Annotated in this window: 15 protein-coding genes; 1 reads left to right on the top strand and 14 read right to left on the bottom strand. The window is 72.0% G+C overall.

Going from position 1 to position 18157, the window contains the following annotated elements:
* Window positions 1-129: 129 nt before the first annotated feature.
* From SSMG_RS42050 to SSMG_RS41990, 13 genes are read right to left on the bottom strand one after another with little or no spacing between them, the layout of a single operon-like run.
* Window positions 130-858 (bottom strand): hypothetical protein, encoded by a 729-nt coding sequence (locus SSMG_RS42050; protein ID WP_037719555.1) that lies wholly within the window; start codon window positions 856-858, stop codon window positions 130-132.
* Between the two features lie 56 nt (window positions 859-914).
* Window positions 915-4097 carry a toprim domain-containing protein gene (locus SSMG_RS42045; protein WP_009086659.1) on the bottom strand — a complete coding sequence of 1061 codons (3183 nt, stop codon included), beginning with the start codon at window positions 4095-4097 and terminating at the stop codon, window positions 915-917.
* Window positions 4094-5194 carry a DUF4913 domain-containing protein gene (locus SSMG_RS42925; protein ID WP_158688182.1) on the bottom strand — a complete coding sequence of 367 codons (1101 nt, stop codon included), beginning with the start codon at window positions 5192-5194 and terminating at the stop codon, window positions 4094-4096. Before SSMG_RS42925 ends, SSMG_RS42045 begins: the two co-directional genes overlap by 4 nt.
* Complete coding sequence (locus SSMG_RS42035) at window positions 5187-6950, bottom strand: type IV secretory system conjugative DNA transfer family protein (protein WP_009086656.1); 1764 nt, start codon at window positions 6948-6950, stop codon at window positions 5187-5189. The genes SSMG_RS42925 and SSMG_RS42035 overlap by 8 nt, the downstream gene beginning before the upstream one ends.
* Window positions 6951-6953: 3 nt before the next feature.
* Window positions 6954-8525 (bottom strand): hypothetical protein, encoded by a 1572-nt coding sequence (locus SSMG_RS42030; RefSeq protein WP_009086655.1) that lies wholly within the window; start codon window positions 8523-8525, stop codon window positions 6954-6956.
* Window positions 8522-10063 carry an SCO6880 family protein gene (locus tag SSMG_RS42025; protein WP_009086653.1) on the bottom strand — a complete coding sequence of 514 codons (1542 nt, stop codon included), beginning with the start codon at window positions 10061-10063 and terminating at the stop codon, window positions 8522-8524. Before SSMG_RS42025 ends, SSMG_RS42030 begins: the two co-directional genes overlap by 4 nt.
* Complete coding sequence (locus SSMG_RS42920) at window positions 10060-11460, bottom strand: hypothetical protein (protein ID WP_009086652.1); 1401 nt, start codon at window positions 11458-11460, stop codon at window positions 10060-10062. Before SSMG_RS42920 ends, SSMG_RS42025 begins: the two co-directional genes overlap by 4 nt.
* Window positions 11457-12200 (bottom strand): hypothetical protein, encoded by a 744-nt coding sequence (locus tag SSMG_RS42915; RefSeq protein ID WP_009086650.1) that lies wholly within the window; start codon window positions 12198-12200, stop codon window positions 11457-11459. Before SSMG_RS42915 ends, SSMG_RS42920 begins: the two co-directional genes overlap by 4 nt.
* 30 nt (window positions 12201-12230) lie before the next feature.
* A complete protein-coding gene (locus tag SSMG_RS42010; protein WP_009086647.1) occupies window positions 12231-12500 on the bottom strand; it encodes a hypothetical protein in 270 nt (89 codons plus the stop codon).
* The gene (locus SSMG_RS42910) at window positions 12500-13180 is read right to left on the bottom strand and encodes a DUF6668 family protein (protein WP_158688181.1); all 681 of its coding nucleotides are present in this window, start codon (window positions 13178-13180) and stop codon (window positions 12500-12502) included. Before SSMG_RS42910 ends, SSMG_RS42010 begins: the two co-directional genes overlap by 1 nt.
* 47 nt (window positions 13181-13227) lie before the next feature.
* Entirely contained in the window at window positions 13228-13704 is a 477-nt protein-coding gene (locus tag SSMG_RS42905; RefSeq protein ID WP_050788579.1) for a hypothetical protein, read from the bottom strand.
* On the bottom strand, window positions 13704-14687 hold the full coding sequence (locus SSMG_RS41995; RefSeq protein ID WP_009086635.1) for a C40 family peptidase: 984 nt from the start codon (window positions 14685-14687) through the stop codon (window positions 13704-13706). The genes SSMG_RS42905 and SSMG_RS41995 overlap by 1 nt, the downstream gene beginning before the upstream one ends.
* Entirely contained in the window at window positions 14687-16276 is a 1590-nt protein-coding gene (locus SSMG_RS41990; protein ID WP_009086634.1) for a PQQ-binding-like beta-propeller repeat protein, read from the bottom strand. Before SSMG_RS41990 ends, SSMG_RS41995 begins: the two co-directional genes overlap by 1 nt.
* Window positions 16277-16482: 206 nt before the next feature.
* On the opposite strand from SSMG_RS41990, the gene SSMG_RS41985 reads away from it, so the two are divergent.
* Entirely contained in the window at window positions 16483-16983 is a 501-nt protein-coding gene (locus tag SSMG_RS41985) for a helix-turn-helix transcriptional regulator (RefSeq protein ID WP_037719552.1), read from the top strand.
* Between the two features lie 421 nt (window positions 16984-17404).
* Here the strand turns inward: SSMG_RS41985 and SSMG_RS42900 are convergent, their stop codons facing one another.
* A complete protein-coding gene (locus SSMG_RS42900) occupies window positions 17405-18154 on the bottom strand; it encodes a class F sortase (protein WP_009086632.1) in 750 nt (249 codons plus the stop codon).
* Between the last annotated feature and the right edge of the window lie 3 nt (window positions 18155-18157).

Here is an 18157-nt window from a genome sequence, read left to right as displayed (position 1 = left end):
CACATCTGCCTGCGCGCGAGGCAGTTGGAAACGTTCCGTGGTCCGGACGGACGTGGAGCAGGCCTTGCATAGCGAAGCCCCGGCTCGCGCGTTCGCTGAGCCGGGGCTTTGACCGTTGAGTTCGGCGGTTCAGGTGGTTTGGGTGCGGGTCCGTGTGGTGTGCGCTGCGGGCGTCTCGGCGTGCGGCGTTGCCTGGGTCGCCGGCCGTGTCGCCGCTGATGCCAGCATCTCGCGGGTCGAGCGCGGATAGCCGTACGCGGAGACCTGGCGAACCCGGGCCGCCTCGTCGTCGAGCGATGCCGTCATGGTTTCGCCGCGGTCGGAGAGATTCGCGGCAGCAGCTGCGGTTTCCGGCTGTGCGGCGTCGTTCCGCAGCAGCGTGTCGCGGAGTTGGGCGAGGGTGCTGTCCACTGCTTCGGCGACGTCGGGATCGTCCATCGGCTCCAGCCACTCGAAGTGAGTGCCGTCCTCGTCGCTGACGACGGACTCGGTGCCGTGGGCGTCGAGCGCGGACATCACGACGTCCCGCAGTTCGTCGCTGGGGATGGCCTGCACGTCGCCGCCGGCTTCGGCGACGAGGCGGACGAGCTTGACGTCCGGCATTCTCGGTTCGTCCGTCCAGGACGCGTTGCTGTAAGCCTGGTCCTCGCGGGCGGCGGCCTCGGCAAGGATGGTCTCGGCGCGGTCCGCGCGCCGGGCGTTGGCGTTGGCCGAGCGCCCCTCGATCCCGAGGTAGGCCTGCTTGCGCAGGACGTCCGCCGCAGCGTCGGGGTCGATCCGCCGCGGAACGTATTCGTCGTAGAGCCGGGCGCTGTCGGCGCCGGTGTCGTTCTGCGCAGACTGTGCGGACTCGCTCATCGTTGAGGCCCTTCCTGTCCTGAGCGATTGGTTGTTGCTGGGCAGATCGGACGCTGTCACCGTCGTTGGGAGCGAATGTGGGTGGCGCGGCCGGACGCGGGCGTTTGCGGACGAGGTTTCGCCTGCGTCGCCTTTCGACTGTCGGTCTCGGCCAGCATGTCGCGGGTCGAGCGCGGGTAGCCGTACGCGGAGACGGTGCGGGCCTGGCGGGCGTCGACGTCGATCGTCTCGGGCACGGACCCGGCCCGGTCGTAGTTCGCAGTGGCCGGTCGAGCTTCGGCGTGGTGCGATCCGTTGTCGAGGTCGCCGGGCTGGATCGCGGTGGCTCGCTCGTCGTCGATGACTGACTGCGTTTGGTCGAGCTCGCCCTCGGTGGCGCGCATCTCGCTGAGCACCTGCTCGACCGCCTCCTGGCCTGCGTCGTAGTGCAGCTGGGCGACCTCGTCGATGGAGTAGCTCAGCAGCTGCTCGCGTTGGTCTTCGGGGGCGTGTTCGCGGACGCGGTATTCGGTGAACCCGACCTCTGCTGCGGCGTCGTCGTCTCCGGCGATGAGCCGGGGCCGCAGCTCGGCGATGGCGTTGTCGATGACGAGGTACGCCCCCGAGCGGGCGTTGTCGAGATCTGCCAGCCGCGCGCGAAGATCGTCGCGCTTGTCCTCCCACATCTTGGCGGGGTCGAGGCCGTCGGGCAGCGGGATGTCGCGCACGTCGACTCCTCGTTCGGCCAGCAGCCAGAAGTCTTTTTCCGCGGCCGCGCGGCCCGCGCCGTCGGCGTCGAGCATTTCCCAGATCCGCCCGCGTTCGGCGAGCTGGTCGGCCTGCCGGTCGGTCAAGGCGGTGCCCAGTGGGGCGACGCCGGCGACCTGTCCGTCGCCGGCGGCGGTCACCGCGATCGCGTCGAAAGGGCCTTCGACGCGGGCGAGACGGGCGTCGGCCGGAGCTTCGTAGAGGCCCAGGAGGTGATCGCCTTTGGTGTAAGCCGGGGTGCTGCCCGTGTTGAGGTATTTCGGCGCCCTCTCGTCGCCGGAGAGGTCGCGTCCGATGAACCCGACGATGTCGCCGTCCTGGTTGTGGATGCCTACCATCGCGCGGTCACGGAAGAAGTCGATCACCTGGCCGCGCGAGGACTGCCGGCCCAGGCCTGCCGCGACGATCTCGGTGTCGGTGGCGCCGTGGCTGCGCAGGTGGCCGGTGAGGTTGGACCAACCGGTCGGGGCGTAGCCGAAGCGCCAGCGGTCGTCGGCCACGACGTCCGCGCCGAGCCTGCCGGCCAGGTACGCATACCCGGGAGAGTCGGGCGTCATCGACGCGGCGAAGTAGTCGGCGGCCAGCGTGTTCAGTTCGATCGTCCGTTCCCGGCTGATCGCCGGAGTTTCGTCAGGCGCGGGGTCGGCCCGCCGCGATCGTGCGGGTGCCGTCCGCGGAGCGGCGACGGGATCCAGGCCGGCGGCCGCGCGCGCGTCGGCCGAGTCGTAGGCCGTCCAGTACCGGAGGGCTTTGTCCTGCCACGCCATCTCCTGCCATGCCTTGCCTGCGGCCATCGACGAGGTGTCGGCAGGGAGTTCGGCGCGGAAGCTCTGCTCGGCCAGGGCCCACGCGGTCGCCCGGCGGGCCCGCTCCTGCGGGGTCGACGCCTTGGACGGGGCCATTCCCCGCTCTTCCTTCGGTGCTGGCTTCGGCGGTGTGCTCGCAGGGGCCGTGGACTGTGTTTTCGCTTCGGTTGAAGGGGAAGCGGGCATCTCGTGCTCGGGTGCAGGGTCCTCGGGGGCAGTGGTCAGCGGGGCGGCTGCTCCGAGGGTGCCGTTCTCGGGGATTTGGACCTGGCGGGCTTCCTCGGTGTCGTAGACGGTCCAGTAGCGGTCGTAGCGGTCCTTGCTGGGAAGGGCCTTCCATGCTGTCTCGTCCATCCCTGCCTGCGCCAGCCGCCATGTTTGCGCGCGGTGGGCGCGCTCGGCGTCGCTGTCGGCTTTTGTCGGGGCCACGCCGCGGTCGGGGTTGTCGGGACCGGCGGGGAGCACGACGTCGCGGTACCGGATCTCGGCCGGGGTGCCGGTGCTGGCCGAGATCTCGTGCGCGATCGCGGTTTCCTCGGACAGCGCGGTCGCGACCGCGTCCTGGTCGCGGGTTGCGTCTGCGGCGGCGGCCGCGGTGTCTTGCAGGGCATCGGCGAGGTAGGTCGCCGGGTCGATGCCGAACCGCTCGCGAAAGTGCCGTTCGAGCAGGTCGGCGTTGTCCAATGCGGTTGCGGCGTTGTCGGGATCCAGGATGGCGGTGACACGGGCCGACTCCCAGGTGCGCACCAGATCGGCGACCGCCGCGTCGTCCAGGGCGTTCGGATCCAGCGGCCGGTCCGGACGCCCGGCCGGCGTCAAGGGAGTGCCGATCGCGAGGTCTGCCCGGTTCGGGTTCAGGCCGGCCGCGCGCATCTGGGCGCGGTGGTGGTCCAGTTCGGCTTCGGCGCGGTCGGTCGCGGTGGTTTCCCAGTGGCGGTGCAGCGCAGCGGCCCGGGCGTGCTCGTCGACGGCTCCGCCCGCGACTCGCCATCGGTCGGGCGCGAACTCGGCTCCTCGGCCGGTGTGCTCGGCCCATGCCTCCCACCGCGACAGCGTGGGGAGGCGTCCGTACTCGGCCCAGTGCTGCCAGTCCGCCCACACCCGCTGCTGCGCCGCGCCGTTCGGGCGAGCGTCGAGCCGACCGCGCAGGTTGTTGTGGCGTCGGTAGTAGAACGGGGCGTTGGCCTCGGCGAGGTCGACCGCTTCGGGCATGGTGATGCGTCCGGCGGGCACGCGGCCCGGCTCGGCCGGGTTCTCGACGCTGCGCAGGATTGTGGCCGGATCTGCTCCGTGCGCGGTTTCGATCCGTCGGCCGAGATCGTCGCGGGCTGCCAGGGCGCGCGGGTCCTGCTCGGCCCACGCGGCCGCCGCGGCCCACGCGCGGGCCGCGTCGACGCGATCGCCGCGTTCGACGACACCAGGCCGGGTCCAGGGCAGGAACCTGTCTCGGGCCCCGTCGCGTTGTGCCGTCCAGACGGCTCGGTTCTTCGCCTCCTGTTGCCGGTGCAGCTCCCCGGCACGGGAGGCGTTCTCACGGGCTGCTTCGCGTTCCCGCTGTGCTAGCTCGCGGTTTTTGTCGGCGCGGGCGCGGGCGGTCCGCTCGGTGATCTGCGCGACCGTGGTCACTGCCGTGCGCAGTGCCTGGTCCAGCTCGCGTGCGAGCTCGAGTTCTTCGTGCATGGTCATGCCACGCCTCCCTGCTGGTGGGACTGGGGTTGCACAACGGACTCGGGGTCGACGTCGAACAAGCCCGCCGGCGGTTCGGTGTGAGCCCACACGGCACCGGCGCGGTGGACCGGCTCGTCGTGGGTGCGGGGCGAGCACCCGGCGAACGTGCCGTCTACACGGGTGAGCATCGACATGTGGTGGTCGAAGTGGTCGCGCAGCCAGGTCGAGAGGCTCGGAGCCGGTTCCAGGCGCATCGCCTCGAACGCTTCCCAGAGCGCTTCCAGCCGGGTGACGGCTTCCTCGTGCAGCCACCATCGCTCGCACCAGCGGGTGTCCCGGTCGTGGCGGTGGCGCCAGTTGGGCAGCACATACCGGTCGACGAACGTCGGCAGCGACGCGAACGACGGCGCGCTCGCGGCGGGCGCGTCCTGCCCGGATTCCAGGGCGGCCGCGCGGTCGTAGGAGGCCCGGGCCGCAGCGACGCGTTCCTCGGCCAGGTCTCGGGCGCGTTCGGCCTTGGCGACCTTCTCCCGGGCCGCGACCACGGCCGCGCTCTCCCGGGGAGGCACCGCGCGGGCCTGGGCGAGCTGCTCCTCCGCGGCTGCCAGCAGGTTCTCGGCCGTGTCTCGGCTCTCGTGTGCCTCCAGGAGGGCCTCCTGCGCCGCTTCCTGGGCCCGGACCGCCTTGTCGTGGCGTTCGGCGGCCTCGACGAGCTTCACGTCGTCCGCAGCGTTGTGGGTCCGCTCGGCGTCGAGTTTCGCGGCCGCGACCTCCACCGCGCCGACGCGGTCGGCGGCCGTGCGTTGCGCGGCGCGGACCGCGGTTGCGGCCGCGTGGGCTTTCGCCCGCGCGGACTCGACTTCTTCCGCGGCGCGGGCGACGGCTGCGTTTTCCTGCGGAGTCGCGGCGAGCGTGTCGGCGAGCTGGGCCTGCGCGACCCGCACCGTGCCCTCGGCATCGGCCAGAGCGCTCTGCGCTGCGCGGAGCGCGGCGTACGCGGCCGCGGCGGGCCCGTCCGTGCGCTGCGGCGGCGCCGGTGCAGACCCAGAAGGGCCGTCCGGGCGCGCTGGGGCCGACTCCACGGAGGAGAGCCGGCGGTTCGGGGTCCTACGCATGCGTGTTCTCCTCCTCGGAATCTGCTTGGGCCAGCAGGTCCGGGTCGCCGAAGTGGGCTTCGGACGCGGCCACCAGCGGGGCCCACGGGTAGTCGGTGAAGTCGCGCAGGCCGAGCAGCACCGGGCGTGCGCCGGAGGCGAACAGGACCGCGCGGCCGCGCGGCATGGCGCGCAGGTCGGCTTCGGTGAGGATGCGTTCGTCGCGGTTCTGGTGGCCGGTCGAGCGGTGTCCCCTGGTGCCGACCGACAGCGAGCGGTCGGCGATCTGGCGGTCGCCGATCAGCTTGGCCAGCAACGACAACGTTTCGCCGTCGTTGATGCCGCGGCCGGCGACGAAGATATTCGCGGCGCTGATCATCATCTTGAACATCCGCTCGCCCCACGCCTCCTCGCCCTGGGGCGCGGACTGCAGGATCACAACCAAGATCAGGCCTTTCGAGCCCGCGTGGCTGTAGAGGCGCGGGAGTTCGGGCCAGCGGCAGATGTTGGCCGCCTCATCGAGCTCGAACAGGATCGGTGTCGGCACGCGGCCACCGGAGGTCTCCGCATATTCCTCGCCCGCGGCGTAGACCGCCGCGGTCAGTGCGGCGGTCAGCGCGCGCGCCGAACCGGCGCCGTCCTTGGACAGCAGCAGCAGCGTGTCGGCCTCCGACCGTACGAACGCGTTCGGCTCGAACACCGGCCGTGCATCATCGGTGCCGGTGGGGGCCATCCACGGAAGAAACTCCGGGGTCTCCAGGAACCGCACGAACGACCGCGCGGTGCCGAAGAGACCGTCTTTCTGGTCGGGGTTGAGGTCGAGGAAGTTCTCGACGGCTTTGGCCATCGTCCGGTACCCGTGCTCGCGCAGGATCTCGGCCGGGTCCGGCACCCCCGGGCGCGGCGAGAAGCCGGTGAGCCAGTCCGGGAACCGGGTCACGTATTCGCCGCTGAGAGCGGCGGCCATCACCAGGTTCGCCAGCAGCGCGCGGCCTTCGGGTTCGAAGTAGGGGTCGGCGCCGGCCATGTCGGCCGTGGTACGGGCGGCTGCCCAGATCTCAACCAGCTTTTGGGCGCGCTCGACGTTGGTCACGAACGACATCGGGTTCCACCACCAGCTCGGCGGCCGGTGGGCGATCTGCTGCGGGTCGTTGACCCATACCCGCCCCATTTCCGAGCGCGGCCCGCAGATGCGGTTGTGCATGTCGCGCTTGTTCTCCGTGGCCACGACCGGGCCCCGGTGGGAGAGCACCTGAGGGATCGCGACTGAGCGGGTCTTGCCCGCACGAGTGCCCATGATCCACACCTGGGACCACTCGTAGGTGCCGTAGAGGTTCTGACCAGTCAAAACTGCGCGTCCCACCGGGACCCCGGCGCCGGCGTGCGCGCAGCCGAGCCGCTGGGCATCGCGGGCCACGGCTTGGTCGGTCAGCTCGTGGAAATCCCGCCGCGAGGACATGTCCGAGGCGAGGGCGTCGGTCCATTCGCGGCCGCGCCACCACCGCCACGCGAGGACGCCGATCACGGCGGCGGCGAACAGGGTGAGCAGCGCGAACAGCAGCAGCCACCCGGTCGCGGCCGGGTTCCACCGGCCGGTGCCGCCGCGGTCGGCGGCCCAGGACACCGGGTCGCCGTGGCCGGTGCCGCCCAGCTGCGCGGACAGCCACACCGCGGCCGCGCACCACAGCAGGGCGAGCACGCCCAGGAGCACCGCCAGTGCTTCGCCGCCGGTCATCCCGGCCGCCGGTCGGCGCTTGTTCGGACGCTGGGTGGGCATGGTCTACACCGCCTCGTCGAGCAGTTCGTCGTAGCTGCCGCCGCCGCGGTTCATCGACGCGATCGCGTCGTGCCACGTGCGGTTCGTGTCGTTGAGCGCGAGCTCGGCGTCGACCAGCTGCACACGGAAGGGCAGCCCGAGATCCTGTCCCGTTTTCAGCAGGAACTTGCCCCGCCCAGGCGGGGCGTCGGCTTTTCCGGTCTTCGGGTTGACCGTGCCGCGTGCCGACCAGCTGGTGACCATGGCCTGTTCGCGTGCGGACATGGCGAACACCTCGGCCAGGTTGCCCATCTCCTTGTGGTCCAGCCCGCCCATGAACACCATTTCCGAGCGGGACACGAACCCCCAGGCCTTTTCCGTCGCGTCCGCAGTCGGCAGCTTGAGGTCGGCCATCGTGTGGGTGATCAGGATCTGCGCGAGCCCGAGCGTGCGGTTGAGCCGGGTGAGGTCGTCGATGCGGTCGACCATGAACTCGGCGGCGCGCAAGGAGCGCCACAGCTCGTCGTAGCCGAGGACGTAGACCTGACGCGGCTGCAGCCCGGCGTCGGCCAGGTGCTTGGAGGCGGTGACGGCGGCCGAGCCGTAGGACCAGCAGACCAGCTGCAGACCGGCCTGGACGGTGCGGTCGGCGGCGTCGACGGCCTGCAGGTCGAAGCAGAACGGGCGGCCCATTTCCATCGGCTCGGTCGTGTGGTGGGCGAAGATCCCGCCGAACAGGCCCTCGTCGGAGCACAGCGCCAGCAGGGCGTCGACCAACCGCTCGGTCCGCTCGGCGTAGCGGGTCTCGTCGCCGCGGTCCTGGGCGATCAGCTGCAGCTCCTTCGGCCGCTGCCTCACGACGTCGAGGACGTCCTGCACGACGGGGATGTCGGTCTGATGGCGGTCCTGCCAGCACCGGATCGCCGCGACGAGGATGTTCTGCTCGTGCGCGGCCAGCCGCGTCCCGATCGCCAGCTCGCACAGGCCGATCATTACGTTCGCCCTCCGGCCCTCCATGTCCGCGCGCGCTTCGGCGCGGGGGTGGCGGAGCCGGCCGTCGCGGCCGGTCATCGTCTCGGGCAGCTCCATGAGCCGCTGCCACAGCGGTCCCAGGTCCAGGGGATTGACGTAGGCCGAGCCCCGGCCGGGAGAGACGACCTTGCCGTCCAGCTCTCGGATCAGGTCGACGTACTCGCCCTTGAAGTCGGACAGGACGAGCGGGATAACGCCCTTGTCCGGCAGCTGGATCATCATGTGCCGCACCAGCGACGACTTCCCGACCCCCGGGCGGCCCAGCACGAAGCACGAAGGGTTGTTGATGAGGCCGGCGGCGAACCACGCGACGAGGTCCGCGCACAGGATGCCGCGGCCGCCCAGGTGCGGGCCCAGCGCGGAGCCGATCATCGGCAACGTCGACCCGGCCGAGAACGGATACAGCCCGGTGACCTGGACCGACGGTCCTCGGAACTCGGGCGGGGCGTCGACGATGGTCGTCTCGCCTCCTCCGGCCATCGCCCACCCCGTGCGCGTGAGCGCCGACCGCGCCAGCCGCTTACGACGGGAACGGCTCAGCGCGCGACTCCAGAACTTGTTCATGCCGCACCCTCCTGATGCTTGCCCGGGGCGCGCAGCGCGCTCTGAGGAACCAGCCCCAGCGGCAGGGACGAGAGGAAAGAGACGTCCTGGGCGCCCTTGGGCAGGCGCAACGCGATGCGGGCTTGCCCGGCCAGACCGGTCTTGACCGCCCGCGAGGCCCGCGCCAGCTCGGCGGTGTCGCGGACGGTGACGGTCACCAGCAACCCCACTCGGATCAGCGGGGACCCCATCGCCACCTGCTTGGTCGTGCGCTGGGCGGCTTCCAGTTCCCCGGCCGCGGCGGCCTTGGCGTAGCGGCCTTGGGTGGCTTTCAACCGGGCGTTTTTCACGTCCCGCTCGGATGCGGTCGCCGAGATCTCCGGCGACTCCGGCCGGTACAGCAGCGCCACGCGTTTGCGGGCGATGTCCTTGTGCGGCGCGAGCATGTGGTGCAGGGTCTGCGCGAAGAACACCCCGCGCGGCGGCTCTTTCATCTGCCAGGTGCGCGAGACCGCGGTCTCGTGCTCGTAGTACTCCCAGTGGTTCCATGCCGAGATCGGCCCGGCCTGCGCCCACTCGATGCCAGTTCCGCCGCCGTCCTCGCCGGAGCGCAGCTGCGCCTCCTCGACGAGCTCGGCTACCGACGGGTCGAAGGCGACGCGCACGTAGTCGGTGATCTCCTGAGCCGTGCACGGCCGTGCCCCGGTCCCGGCGCCGGTCATGTCCAGCGACCCGGTCCAGGTCGGCAGGAGATCCCCGATCAGGTCGGCCATCTCCTGTTCAGTGCGCGCCGGTTCGTCGGTGCTGCCCGGCGCGATCGCCGAGAGCGTCACGGTCAGCCGCACTGTCGTCGCCGGAGTCCCGACGTGGTAGCTGTTCAGGATCTGGTCGGTGACTCCGCGCGAGAGCTGGGGCGCGCCGTTGACCCGGCCCCGGCGCACCGCACGCAGCAGGCGGCGTCCGGAGTCCGGCACCGTCTCCACCACGACGGCCGCGCCCGCGATCTCTTCCACCGTGTTCAGCCGGCCCAGCCACGCTGCCCAGTGGGCCAGGCAGCTGTCGATGGTGGACTTGTCCAGGCCCTCGAAGCCCGTGGGGAAGGCCTCGATCACCACGGTGTAGAGGTCCTGTTCGGGCCACACGATCAAACCGAATTCGCGGCTGTGGACGTCGCGGTAGGTGCGCAGCCGAGTCGGGGCGGCCAGGCCGGGCAGGCGGCATTCCCCGTCCGGAACGTGGCCGGTCAGGCCCTGGCGCAACGCAGTGCGCCCGGCCTTTTCGGCGCGAGCGTGCATGCGGCGGCGCCACATCATCTGGTACCGGCCGTATCCGTCCTTGGTCGGGAACGTCGCCGGTGCCAGCACTGCCGCGCTGATCGCCAGCCACACCACGGCCACCGTCAGCAGCTGCAGCACTGCGACCAGCACGATCAGCACGATCGCGGAGAACACCGCGAACATCGTCGAGCCGAAGCCGAGCGAGCCCAGGCCCGGAAGCTTCGGCGAGATCAGGTTGCCGTAGGTGACATCCCGTTCTGCGGTCTCGTTGGGGGTAGTCATCGCTGGGTTCCCTCCGCGCCTTCGGCGGTGTCCGGCTCTTCGCCGGACCCGATCTGATCGGTCAGTCGGCGGGTTACTTCCGACCCGCCACGAATCGCGTCGCCTCGGCCTGTCGAGCGGGAACCGGCCGCGGCGGGAGCGGGCGACGACCCTCCGCTCGAACCGGTCGCGCCGCCGGGCGCGGGGGCGGCATCAGCCTGGGCGCCGCGGCTTTCCGGGGTGCCGGAACCGCCGCCAGGACCGGATCCCCCACCGCCGCCACCAGAGCCGGAACCGCCGCCTGCGGACGCAGGCGGTTCCGGGCTTCCGCCAGGCGAACCGGATCCGCCGCCGGCGCCGGTCTGCGCCAGCCCGGCACCGCCCATGCCGCTCCCGGTCGCCCCGGATCCCGCAGTGCTGGCACCGCCGCCGGCGGCTCCCGCTCCGGCCCCGGCCACGATCGCGGCACCGGCGGCGACGGCGCCGATCGCGGCCCCACCGGAGAACATCGAGGAGCTGCCTGCCGCTGCGGCCGGGGCGATGAACTTGATGAAGGCCGGCAGCGCCAGCGCGGCGATCACCATGATCACCATGCCGTAGATCGCGTCCTGGATGGAGCCTCCCGGCGCGTCGGCCTGCGACGTGGCGGTGGTGGTCATCAGCTTGATGCCGACCGCGTAAATGATCGCCGCGACCGGCTTGTACAGCGTGAACCCCAGAACGATCATCCCCAGGCGTTTGAACCGCTGCCAGCCCTCCTCGCTGGCCGTCGTCGCCGCGAACCCCGGCGACAGCGTGAGGAGCACGATCACGACAGGAGCCCGGATCACCATGAACACGCACTGGATCAGCGAGCCGATCAGGCAGAGGAGGAACAGGATCAGCCACAGGCCCAACAGGGTCCCCGGCGCGCCCGTGCCCAGCCCGATCTTCATCAGCTTGTCCATGCCCTGAGACGGGTCGCCGTCCGACGCCCGTTCCAGAATCCACGGACTGAATGCGTCGCCCGCCGAGATCAGCAGCTGCGTGATCGCTGCCAGGCACAGCGGACCTGCCGCGACCGTGGCCACCTGCCGCACGAGGCCCTTCGCCTCGTGCGCTTCACCGGACCGGTGCGCCGACCACGCGATCCGGCCGAGGCCGAAGACGAACGCGCACACCGCGAAGAAACCGGTGAACGCCGACAGCGCCCCGTGGAACCAGTCGAGTGTCTGAGACTCGTGCCATTGCCCGTCCGCGCCCTGGCCCGCCACCGTCGGCGACGGCACCTTCATCCAGAAAGTCGACAGAAACTTGACGAGGCCGATCACAGCCTCGCCGAACGCCTTGACCATGTAGGCGAACGCCTTTTTGGCGCCGTCTTCGAGATAACAGCCGATGCTGATGCCGCAGTTGTCCGCGAGAACGATCCGTGTCATGAGCTCGGCCCCCACGCGATGAACCCCGACGGCATGGTCTGGCTCGCGACGGGCTGCAGCGGGCCGCCGGTTCCGTCGATCTTCCAGTCGCCGCCGCGCCACACCATCGACATCGCGAACTGCCCGTAGGCCCCGTCGGTGAGCAGGAGGCTCACCTGGCACCGGTCGGGCTGGCACGCCCCGATCGAGAACCCGGCCGGGGTCAGCGGGCTCTGCTTCGCGTCGGCGGTCGACGCGATCGTCGCGTCGCGCCCGGGCCCGGGAGTCATCCCCGCGTACGCCACCTGGGCCGCCTGCCCCGGCGTCGCCAGCCCCTCGAGGATGACCGTGGCGGCGATCAGGGCGCCGGTCGGAGAATGCTGGAAACAGCTGTGGACCGGGCCTTCGGTGCGGATCGGCCCGTAGTCGGGGCTGGTCGGGATCGAGGCCATGTTCTCGGCCCGCCACGTCGCCTGGGGCGCGCTGGTCGGGACCGTGGCCGAGCCGCTGGTCCCGGCGCACCCGGTGTCGCTCCAGCCGTCATTGCCGTTGCCCGGCACCGGGCCGGCGCCGACGGGAGGCGCCTGCGCCGGCGCCGCGTCGCGGCCGGAGGGCAGCAATACCCAGACCAGGCCCGCGGTCACGACCACCACGATCGCGGCCGCGACGTACCATCCCCCGGTACGGCTGAAAAACTTGTCCAGCCGGCTCGGCTCGACGACCTGCTCGCTCCGCTCGGCTTTCTCGCTCTCCTCGGCCATCAGGCCTGCTCCCTTTCGTCTCGGACGTGCTTAGCCAGCGCTGACACCGAGCGCGGCGAAGATCGCTGTCGCGGCGCCGAGCAGGACGGCGCACACGAGGCAGATGACGGCTCCCGTGCCGCCCTCGAAGTGCCCGTGGCGCAGCGCGGCGAGGCCGGTTTTGCCCATGGCGGCGATGAATCCGCCGAACAGGGCCAGCCCGACCAGCCCGCTCAACCAAGCCCCGATGGTGCTCAGCTGGCCGGTGCCGGGGGGAAGCTGGCCGGCGGCCAGGACGGCCGCGGAAAGGAAGGGATTCATCAGCTGCTCCTTGCTTGTTGTTGACGGTGGATGTGCGGGCTGGCCAGTTCGGCTTTGGCCAGCACGTTCTTGCGGATGCGCCGCATCCGGGAGGAGAACCGGTCCGGGTGCGTAGGCCCGGGGTTCAGCCGCAGTTCCTCCTCCCAGTCCAGTCGCCACGTGACCGGGAAGATCCGCGACGCGGACTCGGCGGGCCGTTTCTGGGCCCCGAGGCTGGGCAGGTCCGCGACCAGCACCAACCCGAGGATCCGGATCTGGTTGAGGCCGCCGGAGGCCCACTGCTGACCGGTTCGGCGCACGAGATCGAGCCCGCGCGCGTGGGTGCGGGCCACCAGCAGCACCGGGGCCGAATTGGTCCACAGCCAGTCCAAGCCGACGCCGCAGTCGACGACACCGGCGCCGAGCATTGCCGCCACCGTCGTGGCCCCGGCGCCGCCGTGCAGGCCGACCACCTGCAGCAGCGGGACTCGCGGGATCCGCGGCGGCGCGACCCGCGGCGACACCATCCACAGCGGCAGCCGCAGCACCGGGTGCGCCGGGGCAGGCGCGCCGGTGGGCATCGGGGCACCTGCGTACTCGAACTGTCCCCGGTCCTGCTGGAGCGGGGCCTGGATCGGCGACGGGCGAACCTCCGGAGCCAGGAACGGGTTGGCGACCGGGGTTTTGTCTTTCCTTCTCATCAGCGCTCCCGCTTCCATCCGGGACGTCCTCGCTTTCCCTTGTCCGCTCATGACGCTGGGTTCCAGCCGTTGACCAGCCATCTGCCCTCGGCGCGGACGACGACCACGCGGACGGTCACCGCGTCGGTGGGCACGTCCACGGTGATGTCGTCGGGCATCGCCGAATGGATCGCCGCCGGTCCGGTGATCCGGGTCGAGTCGACGTTCTGCGGATCGACGGTGCGCAGCTGCGTCACCGCCTCCGGGGTCGACAACGGCTGCAGGCCCGCGATCCACTGGCCTGACTGGACTCCTTCGGCGGGGCGCAGCCACCGCTGCGCCCACTGCAGGGCCGTCGAGGTCGCGGCCGCTTGGTCGGCTGCGGACGGCGGCACGGTGGCCGGGTTGACCGGGACGAGCGCGGTGGCGGACGTCGCGGCCGGGCTGTGGTCGGCGGTGTCGCGTTCGCCGGTGGCGCACCCGGCCGCGGCGGCGGTCAGCGCCACCGCCGCCGCGATGCGGAGAACGCGTGCGGACAGCTGCATCAGGGGCCTCCCGGGGCTTGCGTGGGCAGGAACGTGACCGCGGACGGCATGAGCCCGACGTTGCGGATCTTCGAGATCTTCACCGGGACGCCGTCCTGCTGGGCTTCGACCATCTGCCCGCCGCCGAGGGACATCGCCACGTGGTGGATGGTGGCCGGGTCGTTGGTGTTGTAGGCCCAGAACAGCAGGTCGCCGCGGCGCGCCTGGCCGACCGGGACGCGGGCGCCTGCCCGGAACTGCTGGGCCGAGGTTCGCGGCAGCGTGATCCCGGCCTGCTGGTAGGAGCGCAGCATCAGACCGGAGCAGTCGAAGGCCCCGGGCCCGGTCGCGCCCCACTGGTAGGGCTTGCCCTGCTGCGCCAGCGCGAAGACGACGGCGGCCTCCATGCGGCCCGCGTCCAGCGCGGACGGCCCGCACACGTCGGCGACGCCGCCGGGCGGCGCGCCCGCGGCGGGCGGGACGGCATCGCCGTTCTGCGCGATGACCGCCGCGGCGAAGGCTTCCCAGCGGTGGTAGCGCTCGGGGAATCCGCTGCGCTCGACCCGCTGGGCGGCGTCGCCGGTGCGCATCGACTGCCACCCCGGGACCGCGATCAGCACCGAGTACCACTTGTTGACCTGGTAGGTGACGTCACGCAGCTGGGCGGGCGTGCCCCAGCCCATGCTGGGGCGCATCTGGAACACCCCGATCGAATCGCGGTCGCCGTCGGGGAGGTTCCGCAGCTCGGACTCGGTTTTCCCGGCCTGGATCGCAGACTGCCATGCCTGGGGCGGCAGGCCTCGCTGCTTGCCGATCCCGATGATCGAGGCGACGATCGACCGCTGGTCCGGGGTCAGCGCGGCCGCCGCTCCCTTCGGGTCGACGGGTGCATACGATCCGCCGCCGCAGCCCTGGCCGGGCTGCGGGTTGTTCCCCGAGGACGCGAACATCGTCAGCGGCAACGCCAGCAGCAGCGCGAACAACCCGCCCACGGCCCACTTCATCAGCGGCCTCCCGCCGAGGCCGGAGCCGCGTCGGCTGCGGGGACGGCGTACAGGTGCTCGGCGTTCCCGTCGCGCGCCACCAGGTACGCGGTGGTCCCCCGCACCGCGCCCGGCGCGCCCGGGACGGACGTGCCGCCGGTTCGCCCGGCGGCCAGCGCCTGCGTGCTCGCCGCGGTCAGCCCTGCGGGGGTGGCAGCGACGGCCGTGCCGTCGACGGTGCCGAACGCGGCGGCGTCGCCGACGACGCTGGTCTGCCACCCGGTCGGCAGCGACGTGGTCTTCCCGAGGTCGAGATCCACGATCGAGGTGCCGTAGATGCCCCAGTGCCCGGAGGGAGCCGCCGGGGCCAAGGCGGACGTCGTGCCGGCCGCGACCTGCGCCTGCGGCACCGGCGTACTGGTCCACAGAGGCTCGCCGCCGGCGACCGGGAAGGCCCTCAGCACGACCGTGCCCGACGCCGCGCCTGGCGGTGCGTAGGCGAGCACGATCGCCCGTTCGGTGGCCCCGGCGACCGACGAGAACGTCGCACCTGCCGGTGCTGCCACCGGGATCGGGTCCCCCGCGACGGCGTCGGACGTGATGCGCCACAGCTGTCCCGGCGCGGCCGCGGCCACCAGGGCGCCGTCGGCGGTCGGGAACAACGGGGTCGCGCCCGAGGGCAGCACCCGCGCGACGAGGTCCTGGCCCTGGACGACCAGAACGTGCTGTCCGCCGTTGTCGTCGGTCACCATCGGACCGGTCGGCGTCACCCGGACACGAGCGCTGGAAGACGGAAGTTTCGCGGTCAGCAGGGACCGGCCGGTGGCCGGATCCCACGCCTGGATTTCCGAGGAGGACGCGGCGACGACCGCCGGTGCGCCGCCGATCCGGGTGAGGGCCGGTCCGGTCTGCACCGTTCCGCCGAGCCCTGCCGACCACAGCCGGGCGCCGGTCGCGGCGCTGTAGGCGACCACCGAGCTCTTGCCCGGCGCGAACACGCGCAGCTCGTCGGCCGCGACCTGGGAGGCCGGGTTCGGGCTGTTGGCCTCGACCGGAGCCGACCACGTCGCGACCCGGGACCAGCCTGCTGGGCCCGCTACCGGAAGCTCGGTCGCCACAGGTTCCGGTAGCGCGGGGGCCGCGGACTCCGACGGAGCCGGACGCTGCAGGATCAGCACGGCCGCGACCAAGGCCACGGCCAGGGTCAGCGCCACGCCAGCGGCGGCGATCAGCACAGCACGGCGCGGCCGGCGGGTCTTCCGGGGCGACCGCAGGGCCGTCGCATCGTAGGTCTGGCCGTCGTCGGTCACGACCGTCTCCCACACCGCGCCCGACAGATCCTCGCCCTTGGCGCGGATCGCCCGACCCGGGCGCAGCGCAGCCTTGCGCGCGACCTCGCGGATCAGCTGCGCCCGCACCTCGGCGAGGTCGCCGGACACGGCCACGACCGCGCCGTCGACCAGACCTCGCACCGTGCCGTCGACGGCACCCGGCTCGGCCTCCAGCCGAATCCGCACCACCGGGTACACCGGCACCGTCGCCGGGTCGAACCCCGCCCCTCCCGGCGCGGTCCCCCTGCGGGACGGGCCGCTTTCCCTGGTCGGGCCCATGATCTCCTCCTCTCGCCCAGCCGGTCCTGATCAGTTGCTCCGGGACGGCCGTCGCGACGCTCCCCGGAACCCCCATCGGCAATGTAACATTATTAGCATTGATTGATAGTTCATATTGTTAGATAACTGGGGTTGCGGCCGACACGGAAAGGGACGGCGGGATGATGGGCGACGACGTGACGCGGCGGCGACCAAGGATGCGACGGGTGACACTCGCGAGACTGCCGGGGTTCTCCCCGCGCCGACTGCGCTCCGAACGCGAGCGGCGCGGCCTGTCGATCCTGGACCTGGCGGACCTGATCGGCACGACCCGCAGCTCGGTGCACAAATGGGAGGCCGGCGACGTCTCGCCGGACCCGCGGCACGCGAAGAAGGCCGCCGACGTCCTCGGCATACCGCTGCGGGAGCTGACCGACCTCGACGACGAGCAGATCGGGCTCGCCGAGCGGAGAGCCCTCCAGGGGCTGACCGCCCGCGACCTCAGCCGCAAGAGCGGGATCGACGGCGCAACCCTCAGCCACATCGAGAGCGGCCACCGGCGGCCCAGCGAGCACCAAGCCGCCGCGATCTCCGCGGCCCTCCAGCTCGGGGCGGGAGAACTGCGCACGCTGTGGGAACGCACCCGCCAACGGCGGATGAGCGAATTGCGGCAACGAGCCGGGCTGGACGGCCGGCGCCACGACGAGAGCGGTACAGCGCAGAGCTGACCCATCCGACGACAGCGCGGCGGTGACGAGCCCTCCCCTCCCCTGAACTCGAATCCCGCCGGTGTCTTTGCCGGTCGTTCCCGGCTCCGCTCGTCCGGCGAGTTCCGGCCCCGCCGGCGGTAGCCTCCAACGAAGCAAGGACCGGCGCAAAGCCTGGCTCGTGGCCACGTGCCGATCCCGGCAACCGGTCGCGAGGCGGGGCCGAATCCCACCGGATTTTCCGGTCGAGGCGGGGCCGGAACCGGCCGGAAGAAACACCCCGGCTCCGCGACTGGCTTGGTTCGCGAGGGTGCCGGCAGCGACCGGGAGGACGGCGCATACGCAGGTCGCGGCCGGGCCTGAAACCGCCCGGCCGCACTCGTCGCACCAAGTGCTGGCCTGCATATGCGCCTTTGTCCTTCCTGGTTGCCGCCGCTCCGGGTCAGGCTGGTTGGGCGGTGGTGATGAGGTTGTCGGCGTAGCCGAGATCTCCGCCGGCCCACCGGCCGCCGCAGGTGATCAGCAGCAGCGTTTCGGGGCCGGTGCGCCGGTTGACCTCGCTCGGCAGCCCCGACCTCTTGTCGTAGGCGCGGGTGCCGGTGACCCGGTAGCGGCGCGGCCCGGACCCGGTGGTGGACAGCGTGATGTCCTGCCCTGGTTCGACCCGGCCGCCCGCCGAGGGCGGCAGCCACCTGCGGGCGAATCCGGCGTGCCCGGCCCAGTTGATGTGCCCGGTCACCACCACGGCCCCGGTCCCGGAGCCGGGCAGCGCGGAGTCGACCCACCACCCGACCCGGCCCGGGTCTGTCGGCGGATGCAGCGCGCCGCGGCCGGTCGGGGCGATCGTGTCCACGCTCGCGGCCGACCCGTCGGGCAGGATCAGCCGGTTCGGGGCGTCGCCGGTGTCCGCCCGCGCGGGCACCGGTGCCGGCGCGACCGGTTCGGGCTCGCCCGGCCCGGGGACCGGCGCGGGGGCGACGGTCACCGGCGGCGGAGCCTGCCGGCCGGACCCGGCCCCGTCACCTGCGGCGGCGGGGCCGGGGGACGGCGCGGTGACGGCGATCGCGATCCCGGCCGCTACCGTGATGGCTCCGGCGGCCAGCAGCAGCCCTGTCCGGCGGCCGGGCCGCCGCCCGCCCCTGTCGTCAGCAGGGACGGACGGCGCGCCGCCGCCGTGTTGCTCGGCGGCCATCCC

It is taken from the genome of Streptomyces sp. AA4 (assembly GCF_000158875.1).
Lineage (GTDB): Bacteria > Actinomycetota > Actinomycetes > Mycobacteriales > Pseudonocardiaceae > Amycolatopsis.
This window is presented reverse-complemented; position numbering and strand designations above follow the sequence as displayed.